This is a genomic window from Bradyrhizobium sp. 2S1, assembly GCF_011516625.5.
GTDB classification, from domain to species: domain Bacteria; phylum Pseudomonadota; class Alphaproteobacteria; order Rhizobiales; family Xanthobacteraceae; genus Bradyrhizobium; species Bradyrhizobium septentrionale.
Map to the genome: position 1 here is coordinate 7676675 of NZ_CP147717.1, position 19565 is coordinate 7696239.

The following is a 19565-nucleotide window of genomic DNA, read 5'->3' on the forward strand; positions in this document are numbered from 1 at the left end:
CGGCCGGATCGGGCTGGTTCCATCGCTGATAACACCAACCACGAGTGCCGATTTGCCTGCTCCCGACCAGATGCCGGTCGCCGTTTCCATCGTCGTGCCTGTGCGCAACGAGGCGGACAATATCGCGCCGTTGATCGCCGAGATCGCGGCCGCGCTCGACGGGCGCTGGGCTTACGAGATCGTCTACGTCAATGACGGCTCGACCGATGCCACCGGCGAACGTCTGAGCGCGATCATGGCGCAGCGGCCCAATCTGCGGCAGCTCCGCCACGCCGTCTCGTCGGGCCAGTCCGCCGCCGTGCGCAGCGGCGTTCGTGCCGCGCGCGGTGCGATCGTGGCGACGCTCGATGGCGACGGCCAGAACGACCCCGCATTCCTGCCGGACCTGATCGCGGCGATCGCGAGCGGCAACGGCCGCGTCGGGCTTGCCGCAGGCCAGCGCGTCGGGCGCAAGGACACCGGCTTCAAGAAACTGCAATCGCGCATAGCCAATAACGTGCGCAGCGTCATCCTGCGTGACGGCACCCGCGACACCGGCTGCGGACTGAAGGCGTTTCCACGCGAGGTGTTCCTGGCAATGCCCTATTTCGACGGGCTGCATCGTTTCCTGCCGGCGCTGGTCCGCCGCGAGGGGCTCACGATCGCCTATGTCGACGTCGTCGATCGCCCGCGGCATTCCGGCGTGTCGAATTACGGATTCTTCGACCGGCTCTGGATCGGGATCATGGATCTCGCCGGCGTATGGTGGCTGATCCGCCGCAAGAAGCCGACACCGGTCGTCACCGAAGTGCCTGATGTCACCGAAGTGACGGGCGTCGCAGAAGTGCCGGTCGTGACCAAGGTGAAGTGATGCTGATTCAGTACGGCCAGGCGCTGAGCGCCTATTTCTACGACGTGTTCGTCGCCAAGTTCGACTTCTGGCTGGCGTTCGGCCTCGTCGCGCAATTGCTCTTCACCGCGCGCTTCCTGGTGCAGTGGATTTCCAGCGAGCGCGCCGGCCAGAGCGTGGTGCCGATGGCGTTCTGGTTCTTCTCGATGGGCGGCGGTCTGATGACGCTGATCTACGGGCTCGCCAAGCGCGAACCCGTCATCATCATCGGGCAAGGCCTTGCCACGCTGATCTACATCCGCAACATCATGCTGATCGTGAAGAGCCGGGGCTCCGCGTCGAGGACGCTTGAGCGCTGATCCCTGCGGCTGTCGGCGCGGCGAGCGGTATGCTGAGCCTCCTCCCGAGTCTCGACAGATGCAGCGTCGGCCCGGCTCGGCAATAATTGGACCGCACCTGAACGAAGGTCAAACAATCGCCCCAAGGCGTATGGCATCTACGGCTTGCCGCGGGCGTGACGGCATTCCGAGATCGTGCGCCAAGGGGATGAGGGGCGTTGATGACCGGCCGTGGCGAAGCGACCAAAGCGGGTAGTCATCGATCGAGCGTCCGCAATATCCCATCGCTTGACGAGCCGCCGCTGACCGGCGAGGGCGAGCCGCCGGACCGGCGCGCGGTCAGTCTCCGCTGGATGGCGGGGACGGTTCTGATTGGCGCCGCTGCTGTCGCGCTCCTTGTTGGCGCGCTTCGCGGAGCATTCGGCGATCACATGCGATTCGCAGTATCGCCGGTCGTGTCACTTCCGCGCTTCACAGGGCAGGTGGTTGACGAGGCGCGGCGCGGCGACCGTCTGGATCGCAGGCCCGGCGCGCAAGGCAATCCCTCTGCGCTCAGGATCGAGCAGTTGAGCGATGCCGGTTCGGTCCGTCGATTTACCCGCGTGTCAGCGCGACTCGCGGAGATCGATCCCGAACCACAACAGGACCATCGTCGCGAAGCACCGGGAGATGGCAAGGACGACCAGCGAGCGAGTTCGCTGCTGCCGGAGTTGCCATCGATCATGCGAGCAGGTCCATCGCGCGGTGGGCTGCCTGGCGGCACCAGCGCCTACGCAGACGATGAAGACGCGCCGCGTCCGCCGTCGCTGACAGGTGAGGCGATCAACGTCACCAGCCTTCCCAAATCTCCTTCGCCGTCTCTTCACCACCGACACGTCATTATCGCCAGAAGCGGTGATACGCTGTCGGCCATTCTGCGGGCGCTAACTGCGGCTGCTGCGGACGCGCCGGCGATCCTTGCCGCTTTCCCGTCGGCCGGCGGCCAGGAGACGCTGTCGGGTGGCGAGAAAATCACGATCGTCGAACAAGACGGAGAGGCCGGTTCGGCACCTGGCCATGTCGCTAAAGTGTCGATTGAACGGGCGGACGCCAGTGTGTCCGCCGTCGGTCGCGCCGATAGCGGCCAGTACCAGGCGATCGTGCCGGAACAGCCAGATGTCGCCTTGCGGAGCGAGAGCTTGCTGCGTGAGTCGATCGACACGCATTCCGTTCCCGGTGAAACGCTACGTGATGGTCTCAACGCGCTTGCACGCTCCAATCACGTCGATGAGGGGATCGTTGCCGAGCTGATGCGCCTGTGTGGCCGCGATTTCGACCTCGATGAGCCACTCGGCGACGCCGATGTGGCTGAGATCATGTATGCCCCCAACGAAATTGGCCAACCAGAGCTGGTCTTCATTGACCTGACCGCGGGCGGGCAGACGCACCGCTACTACCGCTTCACGGCGCCGGACGACGGCAGCTCCGATTTCTACGATGAGGCTGGCCAGTCCATCACCAAATTCTTGTTGCGCAAGCCGGTCGTGAGCGGGCGCCTCGGCGACGGTTTTGGCTGGCGTACTCATCCGATCCTGGGCGACCGCCGCTTCCATGAGGGCGTCGACTATGCCGCGCCCTATGGTTCGCCGATTGCGGCCGCGGGCGCCGGCGTTGTCGAGACCGAAGGGTACGAACGCGGGTACGGGAAATATATCCGTGTGCTTCACGATCGCGGCTATGAGACGACCTATGCCCACGTCGCGAGCTTCCCGCCCGGGCTGAAGATCGGCGATCGGGTTCGCCAAGGCGAGACGATTGCCTATGTCGGATCGACCGGGCTCTCGACCGGACCGCATCTCTATTACGAGGTGCGGATCAACGGCCGCAACGTCGATCCGCTTCGGATGAGATTGTCAGGCGGCCGGGTGCTGCAGGGCGATCTCCTTGGCGCGTTCGACCGCCAACGCGACAGCATCGACCAGCTCGCTGCCGCCTCCGCGTTTCCACAGCGGCATCCCGGTTCCGAACACCGGCCGCCGACGTAGCGGAGATCGCAGCACGCGGTGCTGCTCCGGCGCGCCTTCATTTAATCAGAGCCGCCCGGGTGCCGGAAGTTCGGCCGTATCAACCGCGTTCTCGCGATCGGCGGCGGTCTCGCCGGCGGCGTCGAGCACGGGGTAGGCGACCGAGCAGATATGCGAATGGATGCGGCGAAGATCGCGCAGCACGTCGAGATGCAGCGACGTGGTCTCGATGGTCTCGGGCCGGCCTTCGCGCAGGCGCACCAGATGCCGCTCGACGGCGGTCAGTTCGGCCGCGCGCAGCGCCGCCTTCTCGCTGAGCAACTTGCGCGCCTCGTTGGCGTCGCCCGACATGAACACGCCGAACGCGATCCGCAGCGAGTCGATCGTGCGCTTGTGGAACGCCGACAATTCCTCGGCGCCTTCGGCGGAGAATTGCAGGCGGTGCTTGATCTTCTTGGTCGCGAGCTCGCTCAGATTCTTGTCGATGATGTCGCCGATATGCTCGAGATTGATCGCAAAGGACACGATCTCCATGGCGCGCTGGCCCTCGCGCTCGTCGAGGCTGCCGCGGGTGAGTTTCGTGACGTAAAGCTTGATCGCCTCATTGAGCCGGTCGACGGTAAGCGGCAAGCTGAGGCCGTTCACGCGGCGTGGTTCCATGGCATAAGCGCCTCGATCTGGCTGCTCGGCCAGCCGTTGGCGATGCGCTGAAGCGTGAGGGTGAGCCAGGCGAACGGATCGACGTTGTTCATCTTCGCTGTCTGCAGCAGTGTCGCGATGGTCGCCCAGGTTCGTCCGCCGCCGTCGCTGCCAGCGAAGAGGCTATTCTTTCTCGTAATTGTTTGTGGCCTGATGGCGCGTTCGACGATGTTGGAGTCGAGCTCAATGCGGCCGTCGGTCAGGAAGCGCTCGAAGATGGCACGGCGCGAGACGGCATAGCGGATTGCCTCGGCCAGTTTTGATTTGCCGGAGATCCGCCGCAAGGTCTGCTGCCAGAGATCAAAGAGATCTGCGACGACCGCCGCGGAGGCTTGCTGACGCGCGGCAACGCGTGCGTGGGGACTTTGACCGCGCACGGTCTTCTCGACCTGCCAGAGCTTTGCCATCCGCTCGACCGTCGTCGTTGCCACTTTCGAGCTTCCTGCAACATGCAGCTCGTAGAACTTGCGTCTGCTGTGTGACCAGCAGCCAGCCAATGTGATGCCATCATTGCCGCGATCGGCGCGCGCCAACTTGTTATAGGCGGCATAGCCATCCACTTGCAGGATGCCCCGATAACCATTGAGATGGCGGACCGCGCATTCGCCGGAGCGGCTGTCTTCGAAGCGATAAGCCACCATCGGGGGACCGCTGCGGCCAAAGGTGCGGTCATCTCTGGCATAGGCCCATAAGTAGGCCGTTTTCGTCGATCCGGAGCCGGGAGCGAGCGTCGGCAGGGTGGTTTCGTCGGCAAAGACCCGTTCGGCCTTCTTGACCTCGCTGAAGATGTAGTCGGCCATGATCTCGAGCTCGAAGCCGAGCTTGCCCATCCATTGCGCCATCAGCTGGCGGTCGAGCTCGACATGATCGCGCGCGTAGATCGCCTCCTGCCGGTAGAGCGGCATGCCATCGGCGTATTTGGCGACCGCGATCTGGCCAGAAGCGCTTCCGTCGGAATGCCTCCTTCAATGATATGGGCCGGAGCCGGCGCCTGGATTACGCCGTCCGCGTTCTTGAAGGCATACTTGGGACGGCGCGTGACGATCACACGGAACTTCGCTGGCTCCACATCCAGACGCTCCGACACGTCCTCGCCGATCACCACCTTCTGCTTGCCGGCATGCTCAGCAAGGTCTTCCGGCTCAATGACGGTTTCGATCCGTTCCAGATGGGGCGCAAAGCCCTTGCGCCGACGCGGTGCACGCTTGCCATCCGCTTGCGCACGGCCCTTGCTGACCTGGGCCTTGATTGCAGCGATGCCGGTCTCAATTTCCTCGAAGACAAAGGCCTGCTGTTCATCGTCGCCGTTCGCAGAGCCGAGCTTTTCCGATCGTCGGCCGAACCGGGCGCGGTCGAAGGCCTTCAGGATCTGCGTCAGCCGCTCGATACGCGCATCGGCATCGGCGTTGCGCACCCTGAGATCGGCGACTTCGCTCTCCAGAGCATCGGCGCGGGCCGCCCTCTCGGCCAGGGCAAGCACCATGGCTCTCAGCGTCTCTACGTCATTCGGGAGGTTGAGATCGGGCGGCGTCATTGGCCCGACCAGAGCACATTTTGCCCCGGTTCTCTTGCCTTTTCAGCTCACTGATTCACTTCGCCGCAGCGCTTTTACCCAACAATCTCCGGCGGCTTGACCGCCACGGTCCGGACCCGCTTCCAGTCCATTCCATCCACCAGTGCCATCAACTGCGCAGGATTCATCTGCACCCGATGATGCCCGATCCGCGGCCAGCAGAACTTCGCCTTTTCGAGACGTTTTAAATAGAGGCACACGCCGGAGCCATCCCACCATACGATCTTTATTCTGTCGGCTCTTTTGGCCCGGAAGACATAAAGCGCACCGTCGAACGGATCTGAGCCCGCATCGCGCACAAGCGCAACCAGGCCATCGATACCCTTGCGGAAGTCGACTGGATGGCTGGCGAGGAACACCTTCACGCCCGAGGGAATCATGCCGAACGCACCGCCCGGATCACTCGCTGCAAGTGCGCCTCGTCGACGTCCACGCCGGCACGCACGACGACCTCGCCAATGGCAATCTCAATCACTGTGCCTGCCACAGACGCCACCACGCCCTCGCAACTCGAGTGCCGCGAGCGATAATGCCGCTCGGCCCGAGCATCACGGCGCCAAGCGAACAGCTGCGACGGGTGAATGCCGATCCGGCGGGCGATCGCCGAGACGCTCGCGCCAGGCTCCAGCGCCTCTGTCACAATTTGCGCCTTGAACTCGTCCGACCAGCGTCGGCGAAGCTGCCGCGGCGCTCCCTCAAGACGGTCGGCGACCGCTTCGATCATATGGAAGGTTCTAGTTCCAGAACTAGGCGCAGACATAGAAGCTCACATCGGCTCACAAACTCAGCAGCCGATAGCCGATCGCTTACCACTCCGCCAGACGGGGTTTCTTTGCCGCTTACGGTCGACGGTGTTGTCCATCTTCGAGACCTGGTCGACCAGGGCGCGATCGTTGGTCATCATCGCCGCCATCACCTTGCGCAGCATGGCCTCGGTATGGTCGCCCATGTGCAGCACCTCGCGTGCAGCATCGGCCAGCGCGAGCGACGGCGTCTCCAGCGCGCTCTCGTCGAGATAGCGCGGCCGTGACGGATCGGTCTCCTGCGCCCGCTTCGGCAACAGACGTTCGAGCAGCCGCGCCATGTGGTCGAGCACGCCGATGAACAGCAGCGCGGTCGCAACGTTGAAGGCAATGTGGAACAGCGCGGTCGCCTTGGCGAGATCGGGCTGCCAGGCATGAATATACTCGGTGATCGGGCGCAGGAACGGTGCCACCAGCAGGATGCCGACAACGCGATTGACGAGGTTGCCGACCGGCAGGCGGTAGCTCGCCGGATTGTCGCGCCGCGCGCCCTCCATCAACGGATTGATGGCGCTGCCGAGATTGGCGCCGAGCACGAGCGCAAACGCCGCGTAGGGCGAGATGAACTGGGAATAGGCCAGCGACATCACCAGCAGCACGCTGGCGACGCTGGAATGGACCAGCCAGGTGACGACCGCGCCGATGAAGATGCAGAGCACGGGATCGCCGGTGATCGCGCCCAGGAACACGCGCACGCTGGGCGCGTTCTCGGCCGGCGCCATCGTGTCGAGCAGGATGTGCAGCGCCAGCAGCATCAGGCCGAGGCCGATCGAGACGCGGCCGAGATCCTTGATCCGGGAGCGCGGCCCGCTGCGGAACGCGACCAGGCCGGTGATGAATAGAACCGGCGCAACAGCGGCAACATTGAACGACAGCACCTGCACGATCAGCGTGGTGCCTGGTGATCAGGGCGGTGGCGGTCGAGCTCTGCAGGAGAGCGGTCAGACCAAGGCCGGCGCCAAGGGCGCTGAACCGGTTGTTTAGCGCTCTCGCCAGCAACAGCCGCAAATCCGGCCCGAAAGCCCGCAGAATCCCGCTGTGGACCATGTGCAGGCCCCACAGCAGGAGCGCGACGCCCCCCATCAGATCGAGCAGAACTAGGAGCCCGTCCAGATATGTTTTCGTGACGGGCATTTGTTGTAGAGTAGCAGGCTCAGGCTGCGTTTGCGAGGTTGAACAGCTTGAGGAGGTTATGGACGGTGCAGATCATTGTCCACTCGGCGCGCACTTTCTCGATGCCCCGCAACAGGAACTGGCGGAAGCCTCTTGCCTGTTTGATCTGCCCGAACACCGGCTCCACCACTTGCTTTCGCAATCGGTAGGGTGTTTCGAAGCCGCCATCGTCGATCTTCTTTCGCATGGCCTGTGTCAGCGGGCCGCCGACTTTTCCGTTCGCTACTGTCGGGTGCTTGGCGCGTCCGGGCGCGACATAGCCATCGATGCTGCGTGTGTCGAGCGCTTCGAGATTGGCTTCGCTGCAGTAGCCGGAATCCGCTGAGGCCTGCCGCGGCTTGCGGCCAAGATTGCTCTCGATGGCCTCGATCAGGGGCACCAACTGGCCCTGATCGCTGCCGTGCTGGGTCAGTTCTTGCGCGACAATGATCTGGGCATGTGCATCGACGGCCGCCTGGGCATTATAGGCCTGAACGAAGCCATCCTTCGACTTCATGATGCGGCTTTCCGGATCGGTGAAGTTGCGTTGCGCCTTGGGATTGGGTTCCTCCGATGGCAGCGCCGCCGGTTTGCCCGGCTTCTTGCGGCCTTCGGCCTGGCGCTGCTGTTCCTTTTCGGCCTCGATGCGGCGCTCTTCCTCCGCCGCCAGTTTGGCGTCCGCTTCCAGCGCCGCCATCGCTTGCTGGATCTTCGCCAGCCGTTTCTGCTTGTCGACGGTCCAGTCCGGCAGTTCGTCGCTGTTGCCGAAAGTCTCATCCTCCGAGGCATCCGCCGCCTCGGCGGCCGCCAGCATGCGAGCGACCTCGGCCTTCAATTCCGCCTCGCGCTTCTTCATGCGCTCATAACTCATCGCCTTGTGTTTCGACGCGTTCGCCTTGATCTTCGTACCATCCAGCGCGACATGACCGAGCTTGACCAGCCCGGCCGTCTCGCACAACTTCAGAACCTGCACGAATAGCGCGCCGAGCGCCTTCAAATGTCGCTTGCGAAAGTCGCTGATCGTCCGAAAATCCGGCGCATCCAGCGCCACGATCATCACAAAATCGTTCCGCTCCCGGCAGGCCTTGGCAATCCGACGCGACGAATACAGCCCACTCGCATAGCTATGCAGCAGCAGCGCCACCATCATCCGCGGATCAAACGGCGGCTGCCCAAGCCCGCTCACATAGCTGCCCATGATCTCCCTGAGATCGAGGCTCTCCCGCACCAGATCAACCATAAACCGCGAGACATGGCCTTTCGGCACGAAGTCCTGCACATTCGGCGGCAGAAGCAGCGTCTGATCGATGTTCCAAGGCCGAAAATACTTGCTCATCGCCCAATGTTGAATCAGACCCGACCAGATTTGAACAGCGACTATCCAGACAAGCTCCTAGGCTTCCCATACTTCCTGATATCCCGGAAAATTCGAGTCGAAGGGGCGCACGCTATAGTCAAATGACCTGATATCAACCCCTTTTTGTTCCCGTTGGAACCTGATGACGGGGAGGGGCCGTCATGAAAGAGGCCGCCAACCGAGGCGGCCTCGATCGATCTATGGGTGCCGACGGGCTACTTCAGGCCCAGATTGGTGCAGTACCAGGCGAGGGCGTTGTTATCCCAACCGAGGCTGAGCAGCTTCGAATGGCAATCGTTGACGTTGGCGAAGTTGTAGTAGTTCCTGCACGGCACCGCCGTGCCGCCCCACCCGGTCGTGCCGTTGCATCCGATGCGGGTGTCCGCAGTGATCGTCATGTTGTTGGCGCGTTGCGGGGGCCCGCCATACGCCGGAGCCGCTGACACGATGGCTGCGACGAGCAGTGACGAGGCTTTCATGGCTGTTTGCCTCCCAATTGTCGGGAACAGCAAATGCTATCCCAGGGTGAGCACGCTCGGCAATGCATTTAGGAGATTGTTAATATTGGGTGGGCGCCACGGTCAAAACATGCCGGCGGCACACCGGGGCGAGGCCGCGCCCCCGGTAAATGATTCTCGAACACGACCGCTCAATTGCGATTGGTTCCGCTAGGCAGTTCCCAATCTTTCCCCGTTATGACGGTAGGAACGAGAAACTATCCAGCCGAGGGCTTGGGGATCAGTATGTTCATGAATCGCCGCAAGAGCGAACGCCGCGCGTGCCGGAGCGTCGCCAAAATTCAGTTGGGCACGGGGTCGCTGCCACGCGACTGCATGATCACGGATATCTCCGCCGGAGGTGTCAAGGTGATCGCCGAATATCTCGAAATCCCGCCGGAATTCACCATCATCCTGTCGACCGGCAGTCCGCGTCAGTGCCGCCTGGCCTGGCAGATCGGACACGAATTCGGCGCTCAGTTCGTCGACTGATCGGCCACGACGCCGACGACCCGCGAACGGCCCGTGCCGGCTCGCGGGCGGGCAATGACGGCGACATGATGGCATCCTTAACCGGAACTTAGGGTTAAGCTGTGAGCATCCCGGAACCTTCGCTGTTCCGAGTCTCATTGATGTCTGAGAAACTACCCCGACCGAAAGGCCGCGCGCGCCGTCTCGCCAGCTCGGTATCCGCCGTGATCCTGCTGATCGGGCTGTCCGCCTGTCAGACCTCGGGTCCGTCCGACATCACGGGGTCATTGGGCGACACTGCGGAGGCCACGCCGGCTCCGGCCGATCCCCGTCGCGACATCGCGACCTTCCATGAGCGTGTCCGCGCCAACCCGAAAGACACCGACGCCGCACTGAAATACGCCCGGGCGCTGCGCGCCACCGGCCAGCGAGCGCAGGCGGTCGCGGTCATGGAGCAGGCGGTCCTGGCGCAGCCGAGCAACAAGGCGCTGCTTGCAGGCTACGGCCGGGCGCTCGCCGACAACGGCAATTTCCAGCAGGCATTCGACGTGCTCGGGCGCGCGCACACCCCGGAAGATCCGGACTGGCGCATCCTGTCGGCGCAAGGCGCCGTGCTCGATCAGCTCGATCGCCACGACGAGGCCCGCCAGTACTACGCGAGTGCGCTCAAGATCGTGCCCGACGATCCGTCGGTGCTCTCCAATCTCGGCCTGTCCTATCTGCTGTCGAAGGATCTGCCGAAGGCCAAGGAGACGCTGCGCCGTGCCCGGGAGCGCGCGCCCGGCGACATGCGGGTGCGAACCAACCTTGCCGTCGTGATCGGCCTGCAGGGCCGCCAGTCCGAGGCCGAGACCATCATGAAGGCGGATTTGTCGCCGGAAGAGGGCTCGGCCAATGTCGCCGCGCTGAAGCGGCTGTTGGCGCGCAGGGACGCGAGCCGGAGCGATACAGACAAGATTCCGGTCGCCACCGTCCGTCGCGACTAGCCCGTCTTATTCGTCAGAGTGCGCCTGAGAGGCTGGCGAGCGTGGTGTAAAGTGCTGATGCGGCGTAGGATTCGGTTGCAAAGCCAACCCCATCACCTCAACCGCGAACGCCAGGCCCGCCATGACCGATGATACGATTCTGCCCTTCTCGTTTCCAGCCGTTCACGCCAAGAAAGTCACAGCTGCCTTCGATGGCGGTCGGCTGACCTCGAACGGGGGCGTGATGCTTCTGGCGATGGCCGAGCGGCGTCTCGGCTTGGCCGACAATTTGGCCCGGGTGTTCCCGGATCGGCGCGATCCGACGCGGGTCGTGCACAGCCTTGTCGATATGTTCCGCGCGCGCATGTTCGCGATCTGCTGCGGCTACGAGGACGCCGACGACCTCGATCATCTGCGGTCCGATCCCGCATTCAAGCTGGCCTGCGGACGGCTGCCGGACACGGGTCGCGATCTGTGTTCCCAACCGACGCTGTCGCGGCTGGAGAATGCTCCGCGCCTGCGCGACGTGATCCGACTGACCTACACTTTGGTCGACGCATGGATGGATAGCTACCCGCGCGAGCCGGCATCCGTCACGCTCGACATCGATGATACCTGCGATGTCGTCCACGGCCATCAGCAGCTCTCGCTGTTCAACGCTCATTATGACGAACGCTGCTTCCTGCCGATCCACGTCTACGACACGGAGAAGAGCCGGCCCGTGGCGGTCGTGTTGCGGCCCGGCAAGACGCCGGGCGGCGTCGAGGTGCGTGCCCATCTGCGCCGCCTGATACGGCATATCCGGACGCGGTGGCACAACACGCGAATTACGTTCCGTGGCGACGGGCACTATGCCCGGCCGGAGGCAATGGCGTGGTGCGAGACCAACGGCATCGACTACATCTTCGGTCTGTCCGGCACCAAGCCGCTCGCCAGAAAACTCGACGAGGCCGCCGACGACATCCGCACGCGACGCGCCATCGAGAACCTGCCGGTTCTGCGTGGCTATACCGAGACGCGCCACAAGGCCAAGTCCTGGGATCGCGAACGGCGTACCGTCGCCCGTATTGAGGCGACGATGCTCGGCCTCGACATCCGTTTCGTCGTCACCAGCCTCGATGTCGGCTCGGCCGAGTGGATCTACGACAGCCTGTATTGCGCGCGCGGCCAAGCCGAGAATCTGATCAAGCTGCATAAGACACAGCTCGCCTCCGATCGCACCAGCTGCCGTTCGGCGCTCGCCAATCAAGTCCGCCTCGTTCTCCACACCGCCGCTTATTGGCTGATGCTGACCGTGCGCGACGCGATTCCCAAAGCCCGGGAATTGGCCACAGCCGAGTTCGCGACGCTGCGTCTTCGTCTCTTGAAACTCGCTGCCCGTGTCGTCGAGACCACGAGCCGCATTCGCCTTGCGTTTGCCGCGGCATGTCCCGAAGCCGACCTGATCCGCGGCTTGCCAGGCGCGCTGCTGCCGCTCGGTCCTTGACCGGCGGGGCGTCCGCCCCCCGTTCGCCCAACCCATCCCTCAAGCGCGTTGCAAAGTACGGGTCGTCAGGCGGTGAAAAGCCGAAGGCAATCCCGCGCGCCTCGTCAGAGCAGATGTGCGGCCACATCAATCGGACTAAAAAAAGCACTCTCACGAATAGGACGGGCTAGGTCGAACGATACCTGAGATAGCGAAACCTGGGATCAGGAATGCTAGCCGGCGGCCCGGCGGCCGTCGTTGCGGCGTGACTGCAACTTCCTCAGGATAGGCGACAGGAACGACTCGCGGGCTTCCGCAAGGTCGGCGCGGCCGGTCAGGCGCTGGGCGATCTGCAGGAAAGTCCGTGTGGTGCGGTGGCGTGCGGAGACTTCCGCGATCATCTGACCATTATTGGCGGCTTCGCCGAACAGCCTGCAGTCGAACGGGATCGCCGCGATCGGCTGGCTATCGATCGTCTTGGCGAAGTCCTTGACCTCGATCTCGGGACGCTTCGACATGCCGACCTGGTTCAGGCAGTACAGCGGCGGCCGGTCGTTGGGCCGCGCGGTCTTCAGCAGGTTCATCATGTTCTTGGTGTTGCGCATGTTGGCGAGGTCGGGCTCGGCCACGATCAGGATATCGTCGGCGCCGACCAGCACGCGTTTGGTCCAGGCGGTCCATTGATGCGGAACGTCGAGCACGATGCAGGATGTGGTCATCCGCATCGTGTCGAAGATGGCATCGAACGCTTCGGCACCGAAATCGTAGACCTGATCGAGCGTGGCAGGCGCCGCCAGCAGGCTGAGATGATCGCCGCACTTCGAAAGCAGGCGCTCCATGAAGGCGCTGTCCGGACGCTCGGGTGCGTACACTGCGTTGGCGATGCCTTGCACCGGATCCTGGTTGTAGTCGAGGCCGGCGGTGCCGAAGGCGAGGTCGAGATCGATGACGACCGAATCCAGCCCGAGGTCGCGCGCGATGGTCCACGCGACATTGTGAGCGATGGTCGAGGCGCCGACCCCGCCCTTGGCGCCCGCGACCGCGATCAGGCGGCCGACGGAAACCGCTTCGGAGGACGAGAACAGGCTGCAGATCGAGCGCACGATGTCGAGCACCTTGACCGGCCCGATGACGTAATCGTTGACGCCGCGCCGCACCAGTTCGCGATACGGCGCAGCCTCACCCGGCGTGCCGAGCACGACGACGCGGGTGCCGGGATCGCAGACCGTGGAAAGCTCGTCGAGACCGGCGAGGAAATCGCTGTCCGGCTCGGTTTCCAGCATGATGACGTTGGGCGTCGGCGCCTTGTGATAGGTGTCGATCGCCGCGGCGATGCCGCCCATATGGACGGAGAGGTGGGCCTTGGCGAGCCGCCGGTCGTCGGCAGCGGCGCGCGCGGTGGTGGCGGTTGCGACGCTGGCGCAGAAGGCCTGCACGGAAATCCGCGGCGCCGGCGCGATGTAGTCGTTGCCGTGCTGCGGCTCGTCTTGTTGTTCGGCGGTCATTTCGCGGCGTCGCTCAGCTTGGCTTTCTCGGCTTCGGGATAGGTGGTCGCGGTCGTTTCGCCCTTGCGATATTTCTCGAACGCGATCGAACGGCGCGGCGTGTAGGCTGCAGTCTCCGTCCTGGGCTGTTCGAGGTCGGACGGATTGGCGACCATCGCGGCGAGGTTGCGCTGCGTGGCGCAGCCGAAATTGTCGTACTGCTTGTTCTCGTTGTAGGCGCGATTGTAGATCGAGGGGCCGAGGTCGGCCGGCCACAACCCGCAGGGGCCGGCAACTGCGGCCATCTTCGGATAGCTGAGGCGAATGGTGGCAAGCGCGCGCGGATCGTCCACGCGATAGGCACGCCTGGTGATGGCGTGAGCGGGCACGCCCATCGACGCGAGCAATCCGCGGATCTCCTGGTACACCGCCTGCGCCGAGCGCGAGTTCGGGGTGTCGGCCGGCACGTCGATCGCAATCGCGCCGGTGCCTTCGCGGCGCCAGGTACGGGCCAGCCCCATCACGTCATCGCGCTGGGTTTCGGTGAGATTGCCGCGGGCCCGGCCCACGAAGACCACGATCGACTGCTCGCCCTCGGTGACCGCGATCGGGTGCCGTTGCCGGTAGTCATCGGGCACCGTGCCGGTGGTCATATTATCGCCGGTCAGATTGCAGCCGCCGAGCGCGATCGCGCTGACGAGGAGGGCGCCGAACAGCGGCAGCGTCCTGGCCCGACCGTTCCGTGTGTTGTGTGTCATCGTTCGATCCCCCAACCCCATTAGGTTCCCGCCTCTGTCGATGATGAAGCCGAAATTGACCGGTGTGGCGCCGATCGGTTCGGCACGTGCGGCAACGCCGTAGATGCGATTGACCCGCGCCAGCAGCGCCGACTGCGCGTCGGACGCCGGGGCAAATCCGTCATCCGGACGGGACAATTCCTTCTGCGCGACCGCACGCACCACATAGGGCGTCACGATGACCATGAGTTCGGTCTCGTTGTTGACGAAGTCCTGGCTCCTGAACAACTGGCCGAGGACCGGAATCTGATCGACCCCGGGCATTCCGTTGACGGCCTGCTTGGTCTGTTCCTGGATCAATCCAGCCATCGCGATCGAGCCGCCGGAGGGCACTTCCAGCGTGGTGTCGGCGCGGCGGGTCTTGATCGAGGGAATCGTCGTGCCGCCCTGGCCGCCGGTCAGCGCGTTCTCCATCGAGACTTCGGAGACCTCGGTCATCACCTTCAGGCTGATGCGCCCCTCCGACAGCACCACCGGAGTGAAGTTGAGCGAGATGCCGAACTTCTTGAAGCTGACGGTCTGGACGCAATTGCCGATCGTGCCCGACGTCGTGGTCTGGCAGGTGACACCGGTCGGGATCGGAAACTCGCCACCCGACACAAAGGTCGCCGACTCGCCCGAGATCGCTGTGAGGTTCGGCTCGGCCAGCGTTTTGACCACGCCCGCGCTCTCCATCGCACGCAGCGTGGCAGTGACCGTCGGCACGCCGAGCTTGTTCAGGGCCGCTCCGGTCAGCACGTTGCCGGGGGCGAGCGGTCCGTTGTTGGCGGTGAAGGCGTTGGCGTTGTTGAAGACCACCGCGGCGGTGCCGTAGTTCATGTTGGCGCTGAGATCGACGCCGAGCTGCTTGACGACATCGCGGCGCACTTCGGCGACGGTGACCTTGAGCATCACCTGGTCACGGCCGCGCACCACGATGGAGTTGACGACCTTGTCAGCGCGGCCGACCAGCTTCGCGGCGATCTCGCCGGCCTGCTGGGCTTCGACCGGGCTCGCAACCGTGCCGGTCAGCACCACGCTCTCGCCGACACCCTCGATCTGGACGCCCGGCAGCATCTGCTTCAGCGCGGCGCGCATGCCATTGAGGTCGCGCTTGATCGCGATGTCGTAGGAGGCGACCTGGTTGCCGTCGGCGTCGAAGAACACCACGTTGGTCTGGCCGACCGCCGCGCCGATGATGTAGGCCCGCTGCGCCGAGCGGATCACGGCGTTGGCGATCTTGGGATCGGCGACCAGGACGTCCTTGGCCTCGCGCGGCAGGTCGACCACGACAGACTTGCCGACGCCGAGCGAGACGAAGCGCGTCTTGGCGGCAATGCTGCTCGTCACCGCGACATCCGCGTTCTTGTCGGGATCGGCCGCGATGGCGAGGGCAGGGATCAGCATCAGTGCGGTCACCGCAGAGAATGACAGCGAACGGACCAGCGTGGTCGGCGTTGCCAGTTGTCTTGCACCCGATGTCATGTCGAAGCCCCCATCACTTCTGTGTCGTCTGAGAGCTCGGGACGCCGAAGCGCACCACCTTGATGCTCTCGCCCCGCTTCCGGGCATGGTCGTTGGTCTGATCGATCGTCTCGTTGACGTCGGCGATGCTGCGTAGCGCAAGCGCCAGCGTGCCGGTTTGCCGCGCGCGCGCGAGCGTCTCGGCCTGTTCGGGCTTGAGCTCGAGGGTCACGGTCTTGCCGACGAGGGAGTTGTTGCCGTCCTTCTCCTTCGGCGCCTGGTCGATCGCCAGCACGCGGACGTTGGACAGCAGGATTTCGGTGGTGACGATGTCGCGGGCGCCTTGCTGCTGATCGGGATTCTTGTCGCGTCGCGACAGGATCACATCGACGCGGTCGTTCGGCAGGATGAAGCCGCCGGCGCCGGTCTCCGGCGAGATTTCCGTGGAGATCGCGCGCATGCCGGAGGGCAGGATCGCGGCCATGAAGCCGCTGCCATTGGCCTTGACCAGCTTTTGCTCGCGGATCGGTTCGCCGACGATGAACGGGGCGCGCGCAATCGAGCCGATCACTTCGTTCATGGCGTCGGCATTGGTGTCGTGGCGCAGGAACGCGCTGCTCGCGGTTTCAGCCGGCCAGCGCTGCCACTGCACGTCTTCGGCCTTGAGCGACTGACCGAGGCCGATGTCGGACTTCGCCACCAGCACCTCGACGGTCGGCAGCTGCGCCACCGGCGGCGGCGGTGGTGCCGGTTTGCGATCGCCAACGCTTGCGAGATACATGGCCGCGAGGCCTGCGACGCCGGCGATGCCGAGGACCACGATGCGTGCCGTCTTCATGCGATTGTCTGAATGCCCTTAACGCCGGGCAGTCACGTCCTTGCGGCACCGACAGCCCTTCCCGTGAGCATCACTACGGCCGCAAAAGTATAAGGGAACTTGATTGAAGGTCCGGACAATTAAGGGATTGGTGGGGATGGTGAACGGCGAGTTATCGGCGTCGTCACTTCTCCGCAGAATCCCGGAGATCGAGCGTGCTCAACGCGCGCGTCGTCGGTCGCAGCGCGGCGTCACGGCCGGTCGGTCGTGGTTAAATATCGTCTAACGCGCGAGGCGCGCGTCAGGATCAGAGCGCTGCCTTCAACGCCGCAAATCCGCGATCGAGATCGGACTTGAGGTCGTCGAGATTTTCCAGCCCGATGTGCAGCCGCAGTGCCGGCCCGCCCGGCGACCATTTGGTCGCGGTGCGATAGTCGCTGCAGTCGAACGGGATCGCGAGGCTCTCGAAGCCGCCCCAGGAAAAGCCCATGCCGAACAGCGTCAGCGAATTGAGCATCGCGTCGACCGCGCTCTGCGGCACAGGCTTCAGCACGATGCTGAACAGGCCGGAGGCGCCGGTGAAGTCGCGTTTCCAGATCGCGTGCCCAGGATCGGTCTCGAGGGCAGGGTGCAGCACGCGCTCGACCTCGGGCCGCGCCGCAAGCCAGCGCGCCATCTCGAGCCCGGAGCGGTGGTGCTGCGCAAGCCGCACCGAGAGCGTGCGGACCCCGCGCAGCGCGAGATAGACGTCGTCAGGGCCGGCGCAGACGCCGAGCAGTCGGATCGCCTCTTGCACCAGCGGCCAGGCCTTCGCATTGGCCGCGATGGTGCCGAACATGATGTCGGAGTGGCCGCCGACATATTTGGTGCCGGCCTGCATGCTGATGTCGACGCCCTGTTCGAGCGAGCGGTGATAGAGCGCCGTCGCCCAGGTGTTGTCGTCGATCACGAGCGCGCCGCGGGCGTGCGCGACGGCCGCTATCGCCCGCACATCGGGCATCTCGAAGGTCTGCGAGCCGGGCGCCTCGATCAGCACGGCGCGGGTGTTCGGCTTGAACAGCGTCTCGATGCCGGCGCCGATCAGCGGATCGAAATAGCTGGTCTCGATGCCATAGCGCTTGAGCATATTGTCGCAGAAATTGCGGGTCGGCCGATAGGCGTTGTCGCACACCAGCAGATGATCGCCGGCCTTCAGCACGGCGAGCAGCGTGGTGCTGATGGCCGACAGTCCCGACGGGGCGAGGCCAACGCCGGCGCATTGCGGTCCTTCCAGTGCGATCAGCACGTCCTGCAGCGCCCGCGTGGTCGGGCTGCCGTGGCGGCCATAGGTAAATTCGGCGCGATGGGCGTGGAGATCCTCAGCGGTCGGATAGAGCACGGTCGAGCCGTGAAAGACCGGCGGGTTGACGAAGCCCTTTTGGGCTTTGCTGTCGCGGCCGGCCGTGACCAGGCGGGTTGCGGCATGTTGCGGATGGGAGGGCTTGGAGCCGTCGGAGGAGGTCATGGATCGCTGCCATTAGACTTTTTGCCGAGGTCGCAACGCGTCGGGAGGACAGGGCTACGCCGGGAGGTGTTACTAACAGGACGCAGAAGACATGCGTCAACCCCTTGACCCGGCTCGTCAGTCGCTATGTGATGCGGCGCAACTACCAGTCGCCGCACGTTGAGGGGCCTGCCGCGACCTACGATCCGTTGCCTGACCGGTTTGCGCGCAAAACTGCCGGTCAGATGAGGCATCTTTTTGCTGCAAGGGATCACTGGGATGGCCCGTGAACGCGAGGCGATCACAAAGCAAACGTCCAACGGACGACCCTGAAAGGCCCTGCCCATGAAACGCGTATCCCTGGCTGTCATCCTAGCCGCTGCCGCCGCCGCCCTGTCGGTTCAGGCGGCCTCGGCGCAAACACTCAAGACGGTCAAGGACCGCGGTCAATTGTCCTGCGGCGTCAGCCAGGGTCTGCCTGGTTTTTCATCGCCCGACGACAAGGGCAACTGGACCGGGATCGATGTCGACGTCTGCCGGGCCATTGCGGCCGAGATCTTCGACGACCCGACCAAGGTCAAGTTCGTGCCGCTGTCGGCCAAAGACCGCTTCACGGCGCTGCAATCCGGCGAGATCGACGTGCTGTCGCGCAACACCACCTGGACGGTGTCGCGCGATACTTCGCTCGGCGCCAATTTCACCGGCGTGACCTATTATGACGGGCAGGGCTTCATGGTGAAGAAGTCGCTCAAGGTCAATTCGGCGCTCGAGCTGAACAGCGCCTCTGTCTGCGTGCAGACCGGCACCACGACGGAGCAGAATCTCGCCGACTTCTTCAAGGGCAACAACATGAAGTACGAGGTGATCGCTTTCGGCACCATCGACGAGGCCGTCAAGGCATATGAATCCGGACGCTGTGACGTCTTCACCGACGACGCCTCCGGACTCTATGCCAGCCGCCTGAAGCTCGCGAATGCCGCCGATCACATCGTGCTTCCGGAAATCATTTCCAAGGAGCCGCTGGGGCCGATGGTGCGCCACGGCGACGACCAGTGGTTCGACATCGTGAAGTGGACGCTGTTCGCGATGATCAATGCCGAGGAACTCGGCATCACCCAGAAGAACGTCGACGCGATGTTGAAATCGGACAAGCCGGAAATGAAGCGGGTGCTCGGCACCGACGGCAATCTGGGCGAACAGCTCGGCCTCACCAAGGACTGGGTCGTGCGCATCGTCAAGGCGGTCGGCAATTACGGCGAAACCTTCGAGCGCAATGTCGGCACCGGCTCGCCCCTCGGCATCGCCCGCGGCGTCAACAATCTCTGGAACAAGGGCGGGATCCAGTACGCACCGCCGATCCGCTGATCGGCCCAGCCAACGGCTGCCGCG

15 protein-coding genes and 4 pseudogenes are annotated in these 19565 nt (G+C 64.2%); 7 read left to right on the plus strand and 12 right to left on the minus strand.

Translation table 11 applies throughout. The annotated features are described in order from the left end of the window. Positions 1 to 70 precede the first annotated feature (70 nt). From HAP54_RS36260 to HAP54_RS36270, 3 genes are all read left to right on the plus strand, one after another. Positions 71 to 850, plus strand: coding sequence for a glycosyltransferase family 2 protein (locus HAP54_RS36260; RefSeq protein WP_166306729.1), 780 nt, complete (start codon positions 71 to 73; stop codon positions 848 to 850). Further along, entirely contained in the window at positions 850 to 1188 is a 339-nt protein-coding gene (locus HAP54_RS36265) for a lipid-A-disaccharide synthase N-terminal domain-containing protein (RefSeq protein ID WP_166205274.1), read from the plus strand. Before HAP54_RS36260 ends, HAP54_RS36265 begins: the two co-directional genes overlap by 1 nt. A 200-nt stretch (positions 1189 to 1388) precedes the next feature. Continuing rightward, positions 1389 to 3191, plus strand: a complete 1803-nt coding sequence (locus HAP54_RS36270) for a M23 family metallopeptidase (RefSeq protein ID WP_166295284.1) — start codon at positions 1389 to 1391, stop codon at positions 3189 to 3191. A 45-nt stretch (positions 3192 to 3236) separates the two neighbouring features. Here the strand turns inward: HAP54_RS36270 and HAP54_RS36275 are convergent. The 7 genes and pseudogenes from HAP54_RS36275 to HAP54_RS36305 form a co-directional block, all read right to left on the minus strand. After that, a pseudogene (locus HAP54_RS36275) lies at positions 3237 to 3788 on the minus strand (PhoU domain-containing protein); the annotation flags it as partial. Between the two features lie 23 nt (positions 3789 to 3811). Further along, positions 3812 to 5403 (minus strand): annotated as a pseudogene (gene tnpC, locus HAP54_RS36280) (IS66 family transposase). A gap of 74 nt (positions 5404 to 5477) precedes the next feature. Then, on the minus strand, positions 5478 to 5822 hold the full coding sequence (gene tnpB, locus HAP54_RS36285; RefSeq protein WP_165125830.1) for an IS66 family insertion sequence element accessory protein TnpB: 345 nt from the start codon (positions 5820 to 5822) through the stop codon (positions 5478 to 5480). After that, positions 5819 to 6166 (minus strand): transposase, encoded by a 348-nt coding sequence (locus HAP54_RS36290; RefSeq protein WP_029085231.1) that lies wholly within the window; start codon positions 6164 to 6166, stop codon positions 5819 to 5821. The genes tnpB and HAP54_RS36290 overlap by 4 nt, the downstream gene beginning before the upstream one ends. A 120-nt stretch (positions 6167 to 6286) precedes the next feature. After that, positions 6287 to 7379, minus strand: a pseudogene (locus tag HAP54_RS36295) (Na/Pi cotransporter family protein); the annotation flags it as partial. A gap of 19 nt (positions 7380 to 7398) precedes the next feature. Then, positions 7399 to 8733 carry an IS1182 family transposase gene (locus tag HAP54_RS36300; RefSeq protein WP_166202952.1) on the minus strand — a complete coding sequence of 445 codons (1335 nt, stop codon included), beginning with the start codon at positions 8731 to 8733 and terminating at the stop codon, positions 7399 to 7401. Positions 8734 to 8969: 236 nt separating this feature from the next. After that, complete coding sequence (locus HAP54_RS36305; protein WP_166295286.1) at positions 8970 to 9233, minus strand: hypothetical protein; 264 nt, start codon at positions 9231 to 9233, stop codon at positions 8970 to 8972. Positions 9234 to 9497: 264 nt separating this feature from the next. Here HAP54_RS36305 and HAP54_RS36310 point away from each other — a divergent pair, with 264 nt between their 5' ends. The 3 genes from HAP54_RS36310 (at position 9498) to HAP54_RS36320 (ending at position 12173) form a co-directional block, all read left to right on the plus strand. Continuing rightward, positions 9498 to 9743, plus strand: coding sequence for a PilZ domain-containing protein (locus HAP54_RS36310; RefSeq protein WP_029083893.1), 246 nt, complete (start codon positions 9498 to 9500; stop codon positions 9741 to 9743). Between the two features lie 140 nt (positions 9744 to 9883). Next, entirely contained in the window at positions 9884 to 10708 is an 825-nt protein-coding gene (locus tag HAP54_RS36315) for a tetratricopeptide repeat protein (protein ID WP_166295288.1), read from the plus strand. Between the two features lie 121 nt (positions 10709 to 10829). Continuing rightward, positions 10830 to 12173, plus strand: a complete 1344-nt coding sequence (locus HAP54_RS36320) for an IS1380-like element ISBdi2 family transposase (RefSeq protein ID WP_166204320.1) — start codon at positions 10830 to 10832, stop codon at positions 12171 to 12173. A 212-nt stretch (positions 12174 to 12385) separates the two neighbouring features. On the opposite strand, the gene HAP54_RS36325 is transcribed toward HAP54_RS36320, so the two are convergent. The 5 genes and pseudogenes from HAP54_RS36325 to metC all read right to left on the minus strand — a co-directional run bounded on the left by HAP54_RS36325 (position 12386) and on the right by metC (position 18197). After that, entirely contained in the window at positions 12386 to 13657 is a 1272-nt protein-coding gene (locus tag HAP54_RS36325; protein WP_166295290.1) for an AAA family ATPase, read from the minus strand. Further along, positions 13654 to 14415: a CpaD family pilus assembly protein gene (locus tag HAP54_RS36330; protein ID WP_339156917.1), complete on the minus strand. Its 762-nt coding sequence runs from the start codon at positions 14413 to 14415 to the stop codon at positions 13654 to 13656. The genes HAP54_RS36325 and HAP54_RS36330 overlap by 4 nt, the downstream gene beginning before the upstream one ends. Before the next feature lie 15 nt (positions 14416 to 14430). Then, a pseudogene (locus tag HAP54_RS36335) lies at positions 14431 to 15897 on the minus strand (type II and III secretion system protein family protein); the annotation flags it as partial. A 13-nt stretch (positions 15898 to 15910) separates the two neighbouring features. After that, complete coding sequence (cpaB, locus tag HAP54_RS36340) at positions 15911 to 16714, minus strand: Flp pilus assembly protein CpaB (RefSeq protein WP_166295292.1); 804 nt, start codon at positions 16712 to 16714, stop codon at positions 15911 to 15913. A gap of 286 nt (positions 16715 to 17000) precedes the next feature. After that, the gene (gene metC, locus HAP54_RS36345; protein ID WP_166295294.1) at positions 17001 to 18197 is read right to left on the minus strand and encodes a cystathionine beta-lyase; all 1197 of its coding nucleotides are present in this window, start codon (positions 18195 to 18197) and stop codon (positions 17001 to 17003) included. Positions 18198 to 18521: 324 nt separating this feature from the next. Here metC and HAP54_RS36350 point away from each other — a divergent pair, with 324 nt between their 5' ends. After that, a complete protein-coding gene (locus HAP54_RS36350) occupies positions 18522 to 19541 on the plus strand; it encodes an amino acid ABC transporter substrate-binding protein (protein ID WP_166295296.1) in 1020 nt (339 codons plus the stop codon). Positions 19542 to 19565: the final 24 nt, after the last annotated feature.